14 protein-coding genes are annotated in these 15,261 nt (G+C 64.9%); 8 read left to right on the top strand and 6 right to left on the bottom strand.

The annotated features are described in order from the left end of the window. Positions 1-4 precede the first annotated feature (4 nt). Together pdxR and AB7M16_RS36860 are read left to right on the top strand one after the other, a co-directional pair. Positions 5-1,474, top strand: coding sequence for a MocR-like pyridoxine biosynthesis transcription factor PdxR (gene pdxR / locus AB7M16_RS36865; RefSeq protein ID WP_453947038.1), 1,470 nt, complete (start codon positions 5-7; stop codon positions 1,472-1,474). Positions 1,475-1,540: 66 nt separating this feature from the next. Continuing rightward, positions 1,541-1,786, top strand: a complete 246-nt coding sequence (locus AB7M16_RS36860) for a DUF6719 family protein (protein ID WP_172788486.1) — start codon at positions 1,541-1,543, stop codon at positions 1,784-1,786. A gap of 12 nt (positions 1,787-1,798) precedes the next feature. On the opposite strand, the gene AB7M16_RS36855 is transcribed toward AB7M16_RS36860, so the two are convergent. Together AB7M16_RS36855 and AB7M16_RS36850 are read right to left on the bottom strand one after the other, a co-directional pair. Further along, the gene (locus tag AB7M16_RS36855; RefSeq protein ID WP_025035902.1) at positions 1,799-2,161 is read right to left on the bottom strand and encodes a hypothetical protein; all 363 of its coding nucleotides are present in this window, start codon (positions 2,159-2,161) and stop codon (positions 1,799-1,801) included. 31 nt (positions 2,162-2,192) lie between these two features. Further along, positions 2,193-2,354 carry a hypothetical protein gene (locus tag AB7M16_RS36850; RefSeq protein ID WP_453947035.1) on the bottom strand — a complete coding sequence of 54 codons (162 nt, stop codon included), beginning with the start codon at positions 2,352-2,354 and terminating at the stop codon, positions 2,193-2,195. A gap of 413 nt (positions 2,355-2,767) precedes the next feature. On the opposite strand from AB7M16_RS36850, the gene AB7M16_RS36845 reads away from it, so the two are divergent. Beyond that, positions 2,768-2,980 carry a hypothetical protein gene (locus AB7M16_RS36845; protein WP_453947033.1) on the top strand — a complete coding sequence of 71 codons (213 nt, stop codon included), beginning with the start codon at positions 2,768-2,770 and terminating at the stop codon, positions 2,978-2,980. A 10-nt stretch (positions 2,981-2,990) separates the two neighbouring features. On the opposite strand, the gene AB7M16_RS36840 is transcribed toward AB7M16_RS36845, so the two are convergent. Continuing rightward, complete coding sequence (locus AB7M16_RS36840; RefSeq protein WP_172788483.1) at positions 2,991-3,539, bottom strand: CreA family protein; 549 nt, start codon at positions 3,537-3,539, stop codon at positions 2,991-2,993. Between the two features lie 209 nt (positions 3,540-3,748). On the opposite strand from AB7M16_RS36840, the gene AB7M16_RS36835 reads away from it, so the two are divergent. The 4 genes from AB7M16_RS36835 (at position 3,749) to AB7M16_RS36820 (ending at position 7,716) form a co-directional block, all read left to right on the top strand. Next, positions 3,749-5,311, top strand: coding sequence for a L,D-transpeptidase (locus AB7M16_RS36835; RefSeq protein ID WP_453947031.1), 1,563 nt, complete (start codon positions 3,749-3,751; stop codon positions 5,309-5,311). A 90-nt stretch (positions 5,312-5,401) separates the two neighbouring features. Next, positions 5,402-5,971: a glutathione peroxidase gene (locus AB7M16_RS36830; RefSeq protein ID WP_453947029.1), complete on the top strand. Its 570-nt coding sequence runs from the start codon at positions 5,402-5,404 to the stop codon at positions 5,969-5,971. 166 nt (positions 5,972-6,137) lie between these two features. Continuing rightward, on the top strand, positions 6,138-7,157 hold the full coding sequence (locus tag AB7M16_RS36825) for a polysaccharide deacetylase family protein (RefSeq protein WP_453947027.1): 1,020 nt from the start codon (positions 6,138-6,140) through the stop codon (positions 7,155-7,157). Between the two features lie 7 nt (positions 7,158-7,164). Next, on the top strand, positions 7,165-7,716 hold the full coding sequence (locus AB7M16_RS36820; RefSeq protein ID WP_172788479.1) for a dihydrofolate reductase: 552 nt from the start codon (positions 7,165-7,167) through the stop codon (positions 7,714-7,716). A gap of 205 nt (positions 7,717-7,921) precedes the next feature. On the opposite strand, the gene AB7M16_RS36815 is transcribed toward AB7M16_RS36820, so the two are convergent. Together AB7M16_RS36815 and AB7M16_RS36810 are read right to left on the bottom strand one after the other, a co-directional pair. After that, positions 7,922-8,374, bottom strand: coding sequence for a DoxX family membrane protein (locus AB7M16_RS36815; RefSeq protein ID WP_271508241.1), 453 nt, complete (start codon positions 8,372-8,374; stop codon positions 7,922-7,924). A gap of 356 nt (positions 8,375-8,730) precedes the next feature. After that, positions 8,731-11,040 (bottom strand): NADP-dependent malic enzyme, encoded by a 2,310-nt coding sequence (locus AB7M16_RS36810; RefSeq protein WP_172788477.1) that lies wholly within the window; start codon positions 11,038-11,040, stop codon positions 8,731-8,733. A gap of 246 nt (positions 11,041-11,286) precedes the next feature. On the opposite strand from AB7M16_RS36810, the gene AB7M16_RS36805 reads away from it, so the two are divergent. Further along, entirely contained in the window at positions 11,287-13,260 is a 1,974-nt protein-coding gene (locus AB7M16_RS36805; protein ID WP_453947024.1) for a hypothetical protein, read from the top strand. Positions 13,261-13,440: 180 nt separating this feature from the next. Here the strand turns inward: AB7M16_RS36805 and aspS are convergent, their stop codons facing one another. Next, on the bottom strand, positions 13,441-15,213 hold the full coding sequence (gene aspS / locus AB7M16_RS36800; protein ID WP_453947022.1) for an aspartate--tRNA ligase: 1,773 nt from the start codon (positions 15,211-15,213) through the stop codon (positions 13,441-13,443). Between the last annotated feature and the right edge of the window lie 48 nt (positions 15,214-15,261).

Genomic DNA, 15,261 nt, shown 5'->3' with positions numbered 1-15,261 from the left:
TTCCATGCAAAAAATTCCGACCAATTCATCCTCCCGAGCCAAGCCCGAGCTTCCGCTCGACCTCGCCGGCCCTCATGTCACGGCCGGCGCATCCGCCGCGCACCGGCTCTATCAGGCGCTGTGCGACATGATCGTCTCCGGTCTGGTCAAGCCGGGCGAGCCGCTGCCGCCGTCGCGGATGCTGGCCAGGCAGACCGGCTTCCGCCGCAACGCCGTCGTCACCGCCTATGAGCGCCTGATCGCCGACGGCTTTGCCGACGCAACGGTCGGCTCCGGAACGTTCGTCGCGGCGCGTATCCCCCAGCGCGCCGCCGAGCCCAACAAGCCGAAGGTAGTTCTCGAAGCGCCAAAGCAGGGCGCGTTTGCGCTCGGCTGTACCCATATCGACGAACGCGCCGTGCAGCGCTTTCGCGCTTTCGTCGGCCGCCGCATGCGCGCATTCGGATCGGAGCACCTGCATTATGGCGACCCTCGCGGCAGCCGCGAGCTGCGTGTGGCGATCGCCGACCATCTGTTGTCCGCGCGCGGATTGCGTTGCGATCCCGACCAGATCATGTTGACCTCTGGCACGCTCCACGCGCTGCGCATCGTGCTGAGCGCGATCCTGAAATCCAGCGACCAGGTCTGGTGCGAGGACCCGGGCTATCCCGCCGCCCGAAAAACCATCGCCCATTGCGGCTATCGCACCGTGCCTGTCCAGGTGGACGAGCACGGGATGCGCGTCGCCAAAGGCCGGATCGCGGCGCCGTCCGCACGTGCGGCCTACGTCACGCCATCGCACCAGTTTCCGCTTGGCGTGCAGATGTCGATGCCGCGGCGGCTCGAGCTTCTGGACTGGGCGAAGCAGGCCGGCGCATTCGTGCTCGAGGACGATTACGACAGCGAGTTCCGCTATGACGGCGCGCCGCTGATGTCGCTCGCCGGCATCGATCGCCTCCAGCGCGTGATCTATCTCGGCACGTTTGCCAAGACGCTGTTTCCGGGCCTGCGCATCGGCTATTGCGCCCTGCCCGAACGTCTGATCGCAGACGTGACGGCAGCGCGCGCGGCGCTTGACCGATTTCCCGGCACACTGATGGAGGGCGCGGTGGCGGACATGCTCAATTCCGGCGCCTTCGCCGCGAACCTGAAACGCGTGCGAAAACTGTATCGCGAGGCGCGCGACGTGCTCGCCGAGACGCTGGAAGTCGCATCCGACGGCGCGCTTTCGGTGCCGGTGCCCTCACAGGGCCTGCATCTTGTCGCCCGGTTCGATCCTGCCGTCGATCCGGCGGTCGCTGCGCATGCCAAGCAGGCGGCCGGCGCCGAAGGCTGGCTATTGGCCGACACCTATTCGCGCGGGCGTCCCCTCCCCGGCTTCGTGCTGGGATTTTCCGGACATCCCATGCCACAGCTCGTGGCCTCCGCCGAACGTCTCGCAAGGGAATCGCGCGCGGCATTGGGCGCAAGGGGAAAATCGGCCCGCCGCGCGTGACGAAGCTTCACTATCAGAATCGCCCGCCGCTCCCTAGATTGCGGCATCGATCCGGGACCTCACATCATGCCCCTGCGCCACGCGACCTGCCTTTCGTTGCTGATCGCCATCGCGCTTGCCTCGACCGCAAGCGCCGCCACCATCGGACGCGAGCAGGACATCGGCGATCTCAAGCTCGGCCAGCGTGTGCTCGTGGATGACGGAACCTGCCCCGCCGGCCAGGTCAGGGAAGTCCGCGGCGCGAAGATGACCGATAAGGGAGTCTCGCGCACGAGCTCCTGCGTGCCGCGGCACGGACCGAAAACGAAGTGAGGATCCGGAAAGCTATTTCGCCGGATCGAACATGCACTGTAGCGTCGGTTTGGCGATCTTGGTGAAGGTCGGGCCGATCTCGCTCTGCTTGGAGGCCGGCACCCAATCGGTCTCGATGGTGGGCACGCCGGTCTCGCTGATGCCCCGCAGCAGCGCTTCGCGCAGATCGCGATCCTCGACGGCCGCGGCGGCGTGATCGTGCAGGCAGCCACAGACCTCCTCCGGATGCTCCCAGCGGCCGAGCATGCGCGGCGCGCACTGGCGAACGAATTCGCCGCGCGGATCGGGTAGCCTGGAAGGTGAGCGGACCTGCGCCTGAACGGAGCTGATCGTCAGAAGGGACACGAACGCTGCGGCGCAGAGACGAAGCAACATGATGGGCTATGCCGGCTGTTGTTGTGTGCGGTCAGAAGCGCGCAGCGATCATGAGCTGAGCGGCCGGAACCGCAACGGGCGAGCCGCTGTACTGGAAGGTGCCGACACCGGGGAGATTGCCATCGGGCGCACCCGCCAATGAGGGGCCGGCGAGAACGAGACCGAAAGCAAGGATGAAGCTGAGCGCGCGCATGATGTTTGTTCCAATTCGCTGGCCGGCGGTGCGCCGTCGTCGTTATGAGCCTGATAACCATGGGCGGTTTCGCGCGTGATGCGCCAAAAGCTGAAAATGGTTTCGTCTTCGTGAGAATTGTTTCGTCCCGGGCGCGGCGACGAAACAAATCTCGGAAAATGCCAGTTATTTCAGACAGGTCTCACGGCAGGTCAAAGTCGCCCGCTAAGTTCCGGTGCCGGTACGGATATGCGCCCCGCGCAGCTGTCGTCATGCCGCCGCCGCGCGCGCTTCACACGCATTTTACGTTTTTCTGGTGAAAGGACGGGCAAAAGAAGGCTGGATCCTGTTGAACCGGGGTTGGTTCAACGACGACCCAAGCCATCGAAACCGAGACGCCCGGATCATCGGGCGCATTCACGTGAGGGATGGCCATGATGGCGGGAAATCGCGCAACGCCGCGCGATGAAAATCCACCGACGGATCGCGGAGATCAACCAATCATTCGCGGCAGCGCCGGCGCAATGGCGCTGCAATCGAACCGGGGCTTCGAGGCGGCGCCGCAGACATTTGTGCGGCTGACCGGGTCGCGGCTTGCTGCGCCGCGCGATCGCCACCGGGTGAACGCGACCGCGTCACAGGAGTGAACGACGCGCGTCACTGCGTGAAGAACTCGCCGCACTTCTGGACGTTTGCGTCCGCCGGTCCCCAAGGCATGATCGGCACGGTCGAGGTCGAGTTCTTGGGCGAGCCTTCGATCAGCTTGTCCGAATAGACCATGTAGACCAGCACGTTGCGTTTGGTGTCGCAGCCGCGCACGATCTGCATCTTCTTGAAGAACAGCGACCGGCGCTGGCGGAACATGTCGTCGCCCTGCTCCATCTTGTGCTTGAACTTGATCGGACCGACCTGGCGACAGGCCAGCGAGATATCCGAGACCTCCTCGGCGAGCCCGAGCCAGCCCTTGAAGCCGCCCTTCTCCGGCACCGTGAAATGACAGGCGACGCCCTCGACCTCGGGATCGTCGAGACCATAGGTCGCGAGCTTGTCATTCGGGCTCACCCATTTGAACACGGTGGAGCGGCGGAAGATCAGATCGGGCTCATCGGCCGCGGATGCCGACGCCGTTGGCGCGATCAAAGCCAGGAGGAATAAAGCGAGGGCTTTCAAGCGGATGCTGGAAAGACCGGGGAAACGAGATGACATGAAGGTCTCCGGTAACAAGTCCCCGCAATGTAGGAACGCAAACGGCGGTCAGGAAGGCGGCGGAGGGGCGGACGCGGCCGCCGTTTACCGCTCCGTGAGGCTTTTTTGCTACGCCTTGAACAAAAGTAGCTGATGGCAGAACCGCGCTGCTGGTGAACGCGTATCCCCTTTGCGAAGACTAACGTCTGATTTGGATTATGGATTCGAGGATGAACAGCGTGAACGGGTCGGGTTCTTCTGCCAAGCCGGTACGGCTGTGGCAGGTCGCCATTTTGACGGCGGCGGGCGCGATCGGCGCGACCAGCCAGGCAGACGCAGCATTTTACTATTGGACCGACTATTCCGACGGGTCCTACTACGCCCGGCAGGAGCGACTTCCCGAAATACCGCGCCAGAAGCCGCAAAAGCGCGGCGCCGCAAGCAAGAAGGAAGTCGTCGAGAAGGAAGCCGGCACCAAGCCGCAAGGCCCGCTCGTCATCGTCGTCTCGATCGAGCGGCAGAAGGTGACGGTCTACGACAAGACCGGCGTGTTCGCGGAATCACCGGTGTCGACGGGCATGAAGGGCCACTCGACGCCGATGGGCGTGTTCAGCGTCATCCAGAAGCACAAATTCCATCATTCCAACATCTATAGCGGCGCGCCGATGCCGTACATGCAGCGGATCACCTGGTCCGGCGTCGCGATGCATGCCGGCGTGCTGCCGGGCTATCCGGCCTCGCATGGCTGCATCCGCATGCCCATGGCGTTCGCGATGAAGATGTGGAACTGGACCAGGATGGGCGCGCGCGTGATCGTGGCGCCCGGCCAGATGTCGCCGCAAAGCTTCTCCCATCCCCTGCTCGCCTCCATGCGCGTGCCGCCGCAGCCCGCCGCGAGCCTCGCGCCGCAGACCAATGTCGCCGACAAGGCCGATAAAGGCACGGCCGAAGCCAAGCCGGTCGAGACCAAGACGGCCAGCGCCGAGAGCGTGCTCGAGTTGCGCACCTCCGTCGGCCACGCCGTGTTGTCGGACGTGACCACCGGCAATGCGGCTGCGCACGAGGAAGCCGCCGCACCGGCCGCCGAGGTCAAGACGGCCGAAGCATCCGAAGCGGCCAAGCCCCAATCGGAAGAATCGGCCAAGCCGGCGAGCAACGACAAGCCCGCCGACAAGGTCGAGACCGTCAAGACCGAGCCGGCCAAGACCGAGGCGGTGGACTCCGCGAAGACGCCCAATCAGGCCAATGCACCGGCGCTCGCCGCCGCACCCGATGCGAAGAAGGACGAGGGCCGCGTTGCCGATCCTGCGGCGGCGGCGAAGACGGACGCGCCCAAGCGGGCCGGCCAGATTGCCGTCTTCATCAGCCGCAAGGATTCCAAGCTCTATGTGCGGCAGAATTTTGCGCCGCTGTTCGAGGTGCCCGTCACGATTGCCGCGAGCGACCGGCCGCTCGGCACGCATGTCTTCACCGCCGAACTCGACAAGGCCGATGCCAACGCGCTGCGCTGGTCGGTGGTGTCACTGCCCGTCTCCGCCCGTTCCGCGGCGCGCGAGGACGACAGCCGCTTAGCGCGCCGCCAGCGCGGCGCAGCCGTGATCCCCGTTGCCGCAAAACCGGTGGTGACGCCGGACAGCCCGGCTGAAGCCCTCGACCGCATCTCGGTCCCCACCGAGACGATGGCGAAGATCAACGAGATGCTGACGTCAGGCGGCTCAATCATCGTTTCCGACCAGGGCATCAACCAGGGCGAGACCGGCGAAGGCACCGACTTCATCGTCCGCCTGTACTAGCCCGCACGCAGCGCTCGATAACGCGGTGTTGACGCGTGAGGTCGCAGTGGCGGAGTAATCTGCCCTCGGATCGTCTCGGGGGACGCCGTCATGATGAATCGCAGGACCGTGCTGAGCGTCACGCTTGCAGGCGCATTCGCGCCTGTCACGCGCGCCCTCGCTGATGGCGGGATGAGCCGGGTCTCGGCCTACGCATTCTCCTTTCCCGCTTTGTCAGGCGACGACATCCGCCTCGCAGCGTTCACCGGCAAACCGCTGCTGGTGGTGAACACGGCCTCGCTCTGTGGCTACACACCGCAATATGCCGGTTTGCAGGAGGTCTGGAACGAGTTTCGCGGGCGGGGGCTGACCGTGATCGGCGTGCCCTCCAACGATTTCGGTGGCCAGGAGCCCGGCGGTACCAGCGAAATCACGCAGACCGCGCACCACCAATATGGTGTTACCTTCCCGATCACGGCCAAGGCGGCGGTGGTCGGTGCGAGAGCGCATCCCTTTTACAAATGGGCCGCCGAGGCTCGACCAAAGGAAGTTCCGCGCTGGAACTTCCACAAGTATCTGATTGGCCGCGACGGCTATATCGCCGAGGTGTTTCCATCCGCCGTCGAGCCGGCCGACACGCGGATCAAGACTGCCATTGCCAGAACCCTGGCCGACACGTGACGCAGGTGCACGCCATCCGGTTGGGCACAATTGCGGTGGGACATCAAACAGCCGTTGCAATGGCGATGGCCCACCATCTAGGCTAGGATGAGTTTGGGGCAGGACGGTTTTGGCCGCAGGCGAAAAGCCGCGGCGGAACAACGGGATCAATCTCGAGGACAACACCATGCGTGTGGCGGCAGGACTGATTTTAGCAGGTGCGATGTCGGTGGCGATGACCGGCGCCGCATGGTCGCAGACGCCGGCCGCGAAGCCCGCAGCCGCAGCGCAAGCCGCGCCGGCGGCAACACCAGCTGCAACTTCCCCTGCAGCTCCAGCGCCCGCAGCAGCGGCTGCGGCGCCAGCGGGCTTCGTCAATCCGCCCCCGCCGAAACAGGCGCCGCAGCCGGCCCGCGCGGCCTGCAACACACCGGGCGCGCTCGGCGTCGCCCGCACCGTCGAGATCGACACCACGGGTGGTCCCGGCTTCGGCTTCGAGCATTTCAAGGAGCTCGACTTCCTGCGCGACAAGGAGGTGGTGCTGACCTTCGACGACGGCCCCTGGCCGAAGAACACGCCCGCCGTGCTGAAGGCACTCGCGGACGAATGCACCACCGGAATCTTCTTCACGATCGGCAAGCACGCGACCTACGAGCCGGAGATCCTGAAGCAGGTCTACGCAGCCGGGCACACCGTCGGCGCCCACACCTGGTCGCACGCCAACCTCAACAACAAGAAGCTCAACGACGCGCAGCGCAAGGACGAGATCGAGAAGGGCTTTGCGGCGGTGAAGTGGGCGCTCGGCGGCATCTCGCCTGCGCCGTTCTTCCGCTTCCCGGCACTGCAGCATCCGCCGGAGATGGTCACCTATCTCGGCAACCGCAATGTCGGCATCTTCTCCTGTGACATCGACTCGTTCGACTTCAAGGCCTCCAAGCCCGAGAAGGTGGTCGAGACCGTGATGAAGAAGCTCGAGACCAGGGGCAAGGGCATCGTCCTGATGCACGATTTCCAGAAGCACACCGCGGAGGCGCTGCCCGAGCTGCTCAAGCGGCTGAAGGCCGGCGGTTACAAGGTGGTGGCGATGCGCGCCAAGTTCCCGGTCTCGACGCTGCCGGAATACGACCAGGAGCTGCTCAAGGACATCAAGCTGCCGACGGTGAGCCAGCGCCCGGTCAATTCCGTGGTGACGACCGTTTCCGAATAGAAGGCCATTGTCTTTCCGCTTCGAAGGCTACGTCATCGTCTCGGCGGACGGCATGCTTGCCGACGCCGGTCGCGTCATGCCCGACAGCCTGAAGTTCGAAGGCGACAAGCTGTTCTTCGAGCAGGCGCTGGATCGCGCCGCGCTGATCGTGCACGGCCGCAACTCGCACGAGCAGCAGCCGAATTCGGCCAAGCGCAAGCGGCTGATCCTGACCCGCAAGATCAGGGACCTCACCGTCGATCCGGAGATGCCGAACGCGACGCTGTGGAATCCGGCGCATGCGAGCTTCGAACAGGCCTGCGCCTTCGCCGACGTCGCCTCCGGCATGGTCGCCATCATCGGCGGCCCGGTCGTGTTCGACATGTTCATGGACCGCTACGACACGTTCTGGCTGTCGGAGGCGCCGCATGTGCGGCTGCCCGGCGGCGAAGGTTGCTTCGTCGGCGTGCCCCAGCGGACGCCGCATGACGTACTGGCTGCGCACGGGATGAAGCCGGGCGCGCCGTACCTTCTCGACGCGGCGCATGAGGTGACCGTGACCCCGTGGCGGCCGGGTTAGCCTCTCGGCATGACCGACGTCGCTCACACCGAAGGCTCCGATTCAAACTGGCAAAACAACCCCATGCACAGTACCGGCAATAGAATACCATTGCGTACCTTGCTGCTTTCTTATGCGGAATCAGCCGAGCCGCCGCCCCCCACCATATCGAGACCGCCTGCAGCGCCACACCCGCGCCGCGCGCCGCCGAGAGCGGATTTGACCGCTAGACGTCGCCATAGGCCGCTTCGGCCGGACGCGTGGTGCGGCCGTAGCCGATGATCATGCAGAGCGCGCCGATGATCGACAGGTTCTTGAGCGCGTCGACCAGCATCTTGGCGTTGTCGGGAGCCGCCATGTTCCAGAAATCGTAGAACAGGACGGTCGCGACGGCGACGTAGACGATCAGCAGCATGGCAAAGAAACGCGCGCCGAAATTCAGCGCGATCATCAGCCCTGCGATGATCTCGAGCCCGCCGATCGCGATCGCCAAAAGCTGCGGCGTCGTCATGGCGGTCGCCGTCTCGATCTGCTTGGCGTAGGGCGCGATGACGTCGGGCACCACGAGCTTGGCGGCGATGACGTCGGCGGTCGCCTGCATGGCAAAGAGCTTGGTCGCGCCCGTGTAGATGAACAGCACGGCGAACAGAATTCGCCCGAAAGTCACGAACGCTGGCATGATCGGCCTCTTGGCAAAGCGCTACCGCACGGAACGCTTAAGTCGATTATGAAGAGTCCGTTTGGGCTTTTCAAACGGGGAAATGGCGAGCTGAAAGGAATTCAAAGGTGGCGGTTTCTTCCCTTCTCCCCTTGCGGGAGAAGGTGGCTCGCCGCGAAGCGGCGAGACGGATGAGGGGTATCTATCAGCATGGGGAAACTCGCGAGATTCGGACTCGCGGAAACAACCCCTCATCCGGCGCCATAGCCGAAGCTTCGCTTCGGCATCCTTGAGAACGGCGGCCGAAGGCCGCCTATGCCACCTTCTCCCGCAAGGGGAGAAGGGATTGCACCTCCAGCGCCGTGAGAGCCAGGCCCTTACGTGAACAACGTCGGCTGCTGACGCGAGGCGCGTTCCTGCGCTTCCACCACGGCGACTGCGGTCATGTTGAGGATGCCGCGCGCCGTTACCGAGGGGGTGAGGATGTGCGCGGGGCGCGCCGGGCCGACCAGGATCGGGCCGACGGGCAGCGCGTCCGCCAGCGACTTGATCATCTGATAGGCGACGTTGGCGGTGTCCAGGGTCGGCATGATCAGGATGTTGGCCTCGCCCTCGAGCTTGGAGTGCGGCAGCACCATTCGTCGCGCAGTGGCGGAGAGCGCGGTGTCGCCCTGCATCTCGCCGTCGGCTTCGATCTCCGGATGCTTCTCTCTCAAGAGCTGCGTCGCCCGCCGCATCTTGCGCGAGGATTCGGTGTCGTAGCTGCCGAAATCCGAATGCGAGACGAAGGCGATCTTGGGCTTGATGGTGAAGCGCTGCACGTGGACCGCGGCGAGCGAGGCGATCTCGGCGAGCTCCTCCGCGCTTGGGTTGGGACGAACCTGCGTGTCGGCGATGAAGAAGGCGCCCTTGCTGGTGATCAGCAGCGCCAGCGCCGCGTAGTCGCTGATCCCCGGCGAGAAGCCGACGATCTCGCGGACGTGGCGCAGATGGCTCATATAGCGGCCCTCGACGCCGCAGAGCATCGCGTCCGCCTCGCCGCGCGTCACCGCAAGCGCCGCGATGACCGTATTGTTGGTGCGAACCACCGTGCGCGCCGCATCCGGCGTCACGCCACGGCGGCCGGCGACCTCGACATAGGATTGCACGTAGGAGCGGTAGCGCGGATCGTCCTCGGGATTGACCAGGTCGAAATCCTTGCCCGCCCTGATCGAGAGGCCGAAGCGCTTGAGGCGCGCCTCCACGACCGAAGGACGGCCGACCAGGATCGGCCGCGCCAGCTTCTCCTCCAGCACGACTTGCGTGGCGCGCAGCACGCGCTCGTCCTCGCCTTCGGCATAGATCACGCGCACCGGCTGGGTCTTGGCCTTGGCGAACATCGGCTTCATGACGAGGCCGGAGCGGAAGGCGAAGCGCTCGAGCAGCGCCCTGTACTCGTCGAAATTGGTGATGGGCCGCGTCGCGACGCCCGATTCCATCGCCGCCTTCGCCACGGCCGGCGCGATGCGCAGGATCAGGCGCGGGTCAAACGGGCTCGGGATCAGCGAGCCCGGACCAAAGCCCTGCGTCTCGCCGGTGTCGAAGCCCTGCGCGACGGCATCCGACGGCGCCTCGCGCGCGAGCTGCGCGATGGCCTCGACGGCGGCGTGCTTCATCTCCTCGTTGATCGCGGTGGCGCCGACGTCGAGCGCCCCGCGGAAGATGAAGGGAAAGCAGAGGACGTTGTTGACCTGGTTCGGGTAGTCCGAGCGTCCGGTGCAGATCATGGCGTCGGGCCGCGCCTTGCGCGCCTCTTCCGGCATGATCTCCGGTGTCGGATTGGCGAGCGCCATGATCAGCGGCTTGTCGCCCATCGCCTTGGCCATCTCCGGCTTGAGCACGCCGGGTGCCGAGAGTCCGATGAAGATGTCGGCGCCGCCGATGACGTCGGCGAGCGTGCGCTTGTCTGTCTTCTGCGCATAGACCGCCTTCCAGCGGTCCATCGAGGTGTTGCGCCCTTCATGCACGAGGCCGTCGATGTCGCAGACCCAGATGTTCTTGCGCTGCGCGCCCATCGAGACCAGCAGGTTCAACGTCGCGATCGCGGCGGCCCCTGCCCCCGAGGCCACGATCTTGACATCGGACAATTTCTTGCCGTTCAGCCTCAGACCATTTGTGATGGCGGCGGCAACGATGATGGCCGTGCCGTGCTGGTCGTCGTGGAAGACCGGAATCTTCATGCGCTCCTTCAGGCGCGCTTCGATCTCGAAGCATTCCGGTCCGCGGATGTCCTCCAGATTGATGCCGCCGAAGGTCGGTTCGAGCGCGGCCACGGTCTCGACCACGCGGTCGATGGTGTCGGCGGCGATCTCGATGTCGAACACGTCGATGCCGGCGAATTTCTTGAACAGGACCGCCTTGCCTTCCATCACCGGCTTGGAGGCCAGCGGGCCGATATTGCCGAGGCCGAGCACCGCGGTGCCGTTGGAAACCACGGCAACAAGGTTGGCGCGGGTGGTCAGCGTCGCGGCTTCAGCCGGGTTCTTGGCGATCTCGGTGCAGGCCGCGGCGACGCCCGGCGAATAGGCCAGCGCGAGGTCGCGCTGGTTGGCAAGCGGCTTGCTTGCCTGGATCTCGAGCTTTCCAGGGCGCGGCAGACGATGGTAGGCGAGCGCCGCCTGGTGGAGATCATCAGAATAGGACGACATGCGGTGTCTCGCCTCGCGTTACCGGCCTCAAAATGCATGATCCGGGGCCGCTGTCCAAGCGAACCGTTTTTCCGGGTCATGGAAGGGCGATGAAGCACGCCGGGCGCCTCGGTGGCAACATCCGATTGCGCCCCCATCAACAGGGCGCGCCGTCAAATATTTGAAAAGCATAGCTTTCCCTGGACCGCGCGACTTTTTCTGAATATGGCAGGTTGCGCGGTGCAAAATGAGCAACTGGAGCTGGGAATGAAGCGAATCCTGATCGGCCTGATCGTGGCAGCCGTGCTCGGCGCCGGCGGATGGTTTGGCTTCAACCTCTATGTCGAACATCGGGCAACCAGCGAGGTCGAGGCGGCGTTCGAGCAGATCCGCTCGGGCGGCGGCAAGGCCAGCCATGGCAAGATCACCTTCGAGCTCGCGACCCGGACGCTGACGATCGAGGACATCGCCATCACCCCCGCCGGCCAGCCGCAAGCGCAGATCAAGATTACCGGCATCAAGGGTACCGGCGTTCGCCTGATCGACGATACCAGCTTCTCGGCCGACATCATCGAGGTCGGCGGTTTCGAAGTCGCCCTGGACCAGGTCGGCGCCGCGAAGCTGAAGGCATCCTACAAGATCCCGCAGCTCACTCTGCGGGACTATGCCGGCCCCATTCGCGGCGGCAATCCGCCGACGGACCGCTCCCTGATCGACATTTATCGCTATGTGCTCGAACAATACGCGAGCATCACGGCATCATCCGTCACGGCTCCGACGCTGACGATGACCTTCGACGCGAGCGGCAGTGCCGCCGGAAGCGGCGAAATTGCCTATTCCGGGCTGGCGGTCCAGACTCTCAGGCGCGGCAAGATAGAGGCGATGAAGGCCGATCGCGCCGTCTTCACCATCGACGTGCCGCAGCCGGGCAAGCAGGACAAGCTGACCGGCGACCTCTCCAACATCATCGTCAACGATTTCGACGCGACCGCGGTCGCCGCGGCGCTCGACCCGCAGAAGGCCGGCGACGACAGCCATCACCGCATCTACCGGCAGATTTCGGCCGGCCGTTATGTGCTCAAATCGACCCAGGGCCTGCGGATGGAGATCGACGGGATCAATTTCGAGGACATCGCGGTGCAGCCCTCCAAATTCCGGCCGGCCGAGATCGTTGCGCTCGTGCCGACGGACCGGTCGGTCGTCGCGACCGCCGCGCAATCGCGCGAGATGATGGAGAAGCTCGCCGGATTCTATGAGGGTCTTCGCATTGGTCGGATCGAAATCGGCGCGACGTCGATGGGCCTTCCACAGGGAACGGCCAGGATCAAGGCGGTCAGATATAACGACGGCGAATTCGCAGTCGAAGGCGTCGACACGCCGTCTCCGCAAGGGCAGTTCAAGATGGAGCGCTTCGCGCTGAGATCGTTCAGCGCGGCAAACCTGATGCGCTGGGCGGCCGGCCTCAGCAAGCACGGTCAGCCGCCCTCGCCCGATCAGATGCTGGGCCTGTTCCGGGTGCTCGAAGGCGCCGAGATCAAGGGCGTGGTGGCTCCCCATAACAACGCGCGGCAGCCCATCACCATCGACACGATCAGCATGAACTGGGGCCAGCTGGTCGGATCGATCCCGAGCAGGGCCAGTCTGGTCGTGAAGATGGTCACGCCGACCGATCCCGCCAATCCGGCGCTGCAGCCGCTGATCGTGGCAGGCGTGGACAAGCTCGCGATCGACCTCGATCTCGGCGCGGCCTGGACGGAATCGTCGGGCGCGTTCGCGCTCGCCCCCGCCACGCTCGATCTCGGCAACCTCGCCAAGGCGCAGCTGAGCGTGGCCCTTGCCAAGGTGCCGCGCGACCTCTTCACCACGACGGACCCGTCCGAGGCTATGGAGCAGTTGGCGCAGGTCGAGACCGGCGCCATCGAGCTCTCCTTGCGCGATCGCGGCGTGGTCGATCTGGTCGTGGCCCAGTTCGCGCGCATGCAGAATGTCAGCCGCGACGCCGCGCGCAGCGCCATCGTCGAGATGATCCGGGCCCAGGGCGAGAAGATCGCGGCCTCCAATCTCGATGCCAAGGTCGCGGTTGATGCACTCGCCGGTTTCGTCGAGACCTCGGGGCAAACACTGAGCATCAGGCTGATACCGCTCGGCAAGCTGCCGGTGCTTCAGCTGGTCGATGTCCTCGACCACGAACCGATCATCGCGCTGGCGCAGTTCAGGATCGAGGCCTCGACGGGGCTGTAGGAGAGAAGCGCAGTTCTCTCCCCGTCATTGCGAGCGCAGCGAAGCAATCCAGAGTCCCTCCGCGGAAAGATTCTGGATTGCTTCGCTGCGCTCGCAATGACGATGTGGAGAGGGCGTGGCCTCTCCCTGCATCCGCCTTCGCTGAAGCTTCGGCGGGACAAGCAGGGAGAGGTAAGAGCTTCACTTCTGCGGCAGGTTCACCCGGATGTGCAGCTCGCGGAGCTGCTTCGTCGTCGCTTCCGACGGTGCGCCCATCAAGAGGTCCATGGCCTGCTGGTTCATCGGGAACAGCGAGATCTCGCGCAGATTGGTGGTGCCGCAGAGCAGCATCACGATGCGGTCGACGCCCGCGGCCATGCCGCCATGTGGCGGCGCGCCGTACTGGAAGGCGCGGTACATGCCGCCGAAACGCTCGACCACTTCCTGCTCGCCGTAACCTACGATCTCGAACGCCTTCACCATGGCTTCGGGCACATGGTTGCGGATGCCGCCCGAGGCGATCTCGTAGCCGTTGCAGGTGATGTCGTACTGGAACGCCTTGATGGTCAGCGGATCCTGGCCCTTCAGCGCATCGAGGCCGCCCTGCGGCATCGAGAACGGGTTGTGCGAGAAATCGACCTTCTTGTCGTCCTCGTTGTACTCGTACATCGGGAAATCGACGATCCAGGCGAGCTCGAACCGCTCCTTGTCAGTGAGATTCAACTCCTCGCCGACCTTGTTGCGGGCAAGGCCTGAGAACTTCCAGAACTTGTCGGGATCGCCGGCGACGAAAAAGGCCGCATCGCCTTCCTTGACGCCGAGCTGCGCGCGGATCGCGGCGGTGCGCTCGGGCCCGATATTGTTCGCGAGCGGGCCGGCGCCCTCGCCGCCTTCACGCCACATGATGTAGCCGAGGCCGGGCTGGCCCTCGCCTTGCGCCCACGAGTTCATGCGGTCGCAGAAGGCGCGGCTGCCGCCGCCCGGCGCCGGGATCGCCCAGACCTGGTTCTTGGGATCTTCGAGCATGCGCGCGAACACCTTGAAGCCGGAGCCACGGAAGTGCTCGGAGACGTCCTGCATCTCGATGGGGTTGCGCAAATCAGGCTTGTCGCTGCCGTATTTGCGCAGCGCCTCGGCGAACGGAATGCGGCGCCAGCCCTTGGTGACGGGCTTGCCCTTGGCAAACTCTTCAAAGACGCCCGTGATCACCGGCTCCATCGCCGCAAAGACGTCTTCCTGCGTGACGAAGCTCATCTCGACGTCGAGCTGGTAGAACTCGCCGGGCAGACGGTCGGCGCGCGGGTCCTCGTCGCGGAAGCAGGGCGCGATCTGGAAGTAGCGGTCGAAGCCCGACATCATCAGCAGCTGCTTGTACTGCTGCGGCGCCTGCGGCAGCGCGTAGAACTTGCCGGGATGGATGCGCGACGGCACCAGGAAGTCGCGTGCGCCCTCCGGCGAGGACGCGGTCAGGATCGGGGTGTTGAACTCGAAGAAGCCCTGCCCCTCCATGCGCCGGCGCATCGACTTGATGATCTCGACGCGGGTCATGATGTTCTGGTGCAGCTTCTCACGACGCAGGTCGAGGAAGCGGTACTTCAGACGGATGTCTTCGGGATATTCCTGGTCGCCGAACACAGGCAGCGGCAGGTCGCCGGCCGGGCCCAGCACCTCGATCTCGCTGATGTAGACCTCGACCTTGCCGGTCGGCAGATCGTCATTGTCGGTGCCTTCCGGGCGGCGGCGGACCTTGCCGTCCATCTTGACCACGAATTCCGAGCGCAGCTTTTCGGCCAGCGAGAACGCCGGCGAGTCCGGATCGACCACGCACTGGGTCAGGCCGTAATGGTCGCGCAAATCGATGAACAGCACGCCGCCATGGTCGCGGACGCGATGGACCCAGCCGGAGAGGCGGATGGTCTCGCCGATGTTGCTCTCGCGGAGCGCGCCGCATGTATGTGACCGGTAGCGATGCATGGTCGTCCCAAAATCGATGTCTGAAGGAAGCGAATCGGACGGCCCGTG

Source organism: Bradyrhizobium sp. USDA 372, assembly GCF_053629095.1.
This window is presented reverse-complemented; position numbering and strand designations above follow the sequence as displayed.

Bases quoted from the DNA above. Each gene is read 5' to 3' on its own strand.
- AB7M16_RS36860 (WP_172788486.1), top strand. From the start codon at position 1,541: ATGCCCCTGCGCCACGCGACCTGCCTTTCGTTGCTGATCGCCATCGCG.
- AB7M16_RS36850 (WP_453947035.1), bottom strand. From the start codon at position 2,354: ATGCGCGCGCTCAGCTTCATCCTTGCTTTCGGTCTCGTTCTCGCCGGC.
- AB7M16_RS36825 (WP_453947027.1), top strand. From the start codon at position 6,138: ATGCGTGTGGCGGCAGGACTGATTTTAGCAGGTGCGATGTCGGTGGCG.
- AB7M16_RS36845 (WP_453947033.1), top strand. From the start codon at position 2,768: ATGATGGCGGGAAATCGCGCAACGCCGCGCGATGAAAATCCACCGACG.
- AB7M16_RS36815 (WP_271508241.1), bottom strand. From the start codon at position 8,374: ATGCCAGCGTTCGTGACTTTCGGGCGAATTCTGTTCGCCGTGCTGTTC.
- aspS (WP_453947022.1), bottom strand. From the start codon at position 15,213: ATGCATCGCTACCGGTCACATACATGCGGCGCGCTCCGCGAGAGCAAC.
- AB7M16_RS36835 (WP_453947031.1), top strand. From the start codon at position 3,749: ATGAACAGCGTGAACGGGTCGGGTTCTTCTGCCAAGCCGGTACGGCTG.
- AB7M16_RS36830 (WP_453947029.1), top strand. From the start codon at position 5,402: ATGATGAATCGCAGGACCGTGCTGAGCGTCACGCTTGCAGGCGCATTC.
- AB7M16_RS36810 (WP_172788477.1), bottom strand. From the start codon at position 11,040: ATGTCGTCCTATTCTGATGATCTCCACCAGGCGGCGCTCGCCTACCAT.
- AB7M16_RS36855 (WP_025035902.1), bottom strand. From the start codon at position 2,161: ATGTTGCTTCGTCTCTGCGCCGCAGCGTTCGTGTCCCTTCTGACGATC.
- AB7M16_RS36805 (WP_453947024.1), top strand. From the start codon at position 11,287: ATGAAGCGAATCCTGATCGGCCTGATCGTGGCAGCCGTGCTCGGCGCC.
- AB7M16_RS36840 (WP_172788483.1), bottom strand. From the start codon at position 3,539: ATGTCATCTCGTTTCCCCGGTCTTTCCAGCATCCGCTTGAAAGCCCTC.
- pdxR (WP_453947038.1), top strand. From the start codon at position 5: ATGCAAAAAATTCCGACCAATTCATCCTCCCGAGCCAAGCCCGAGCTT.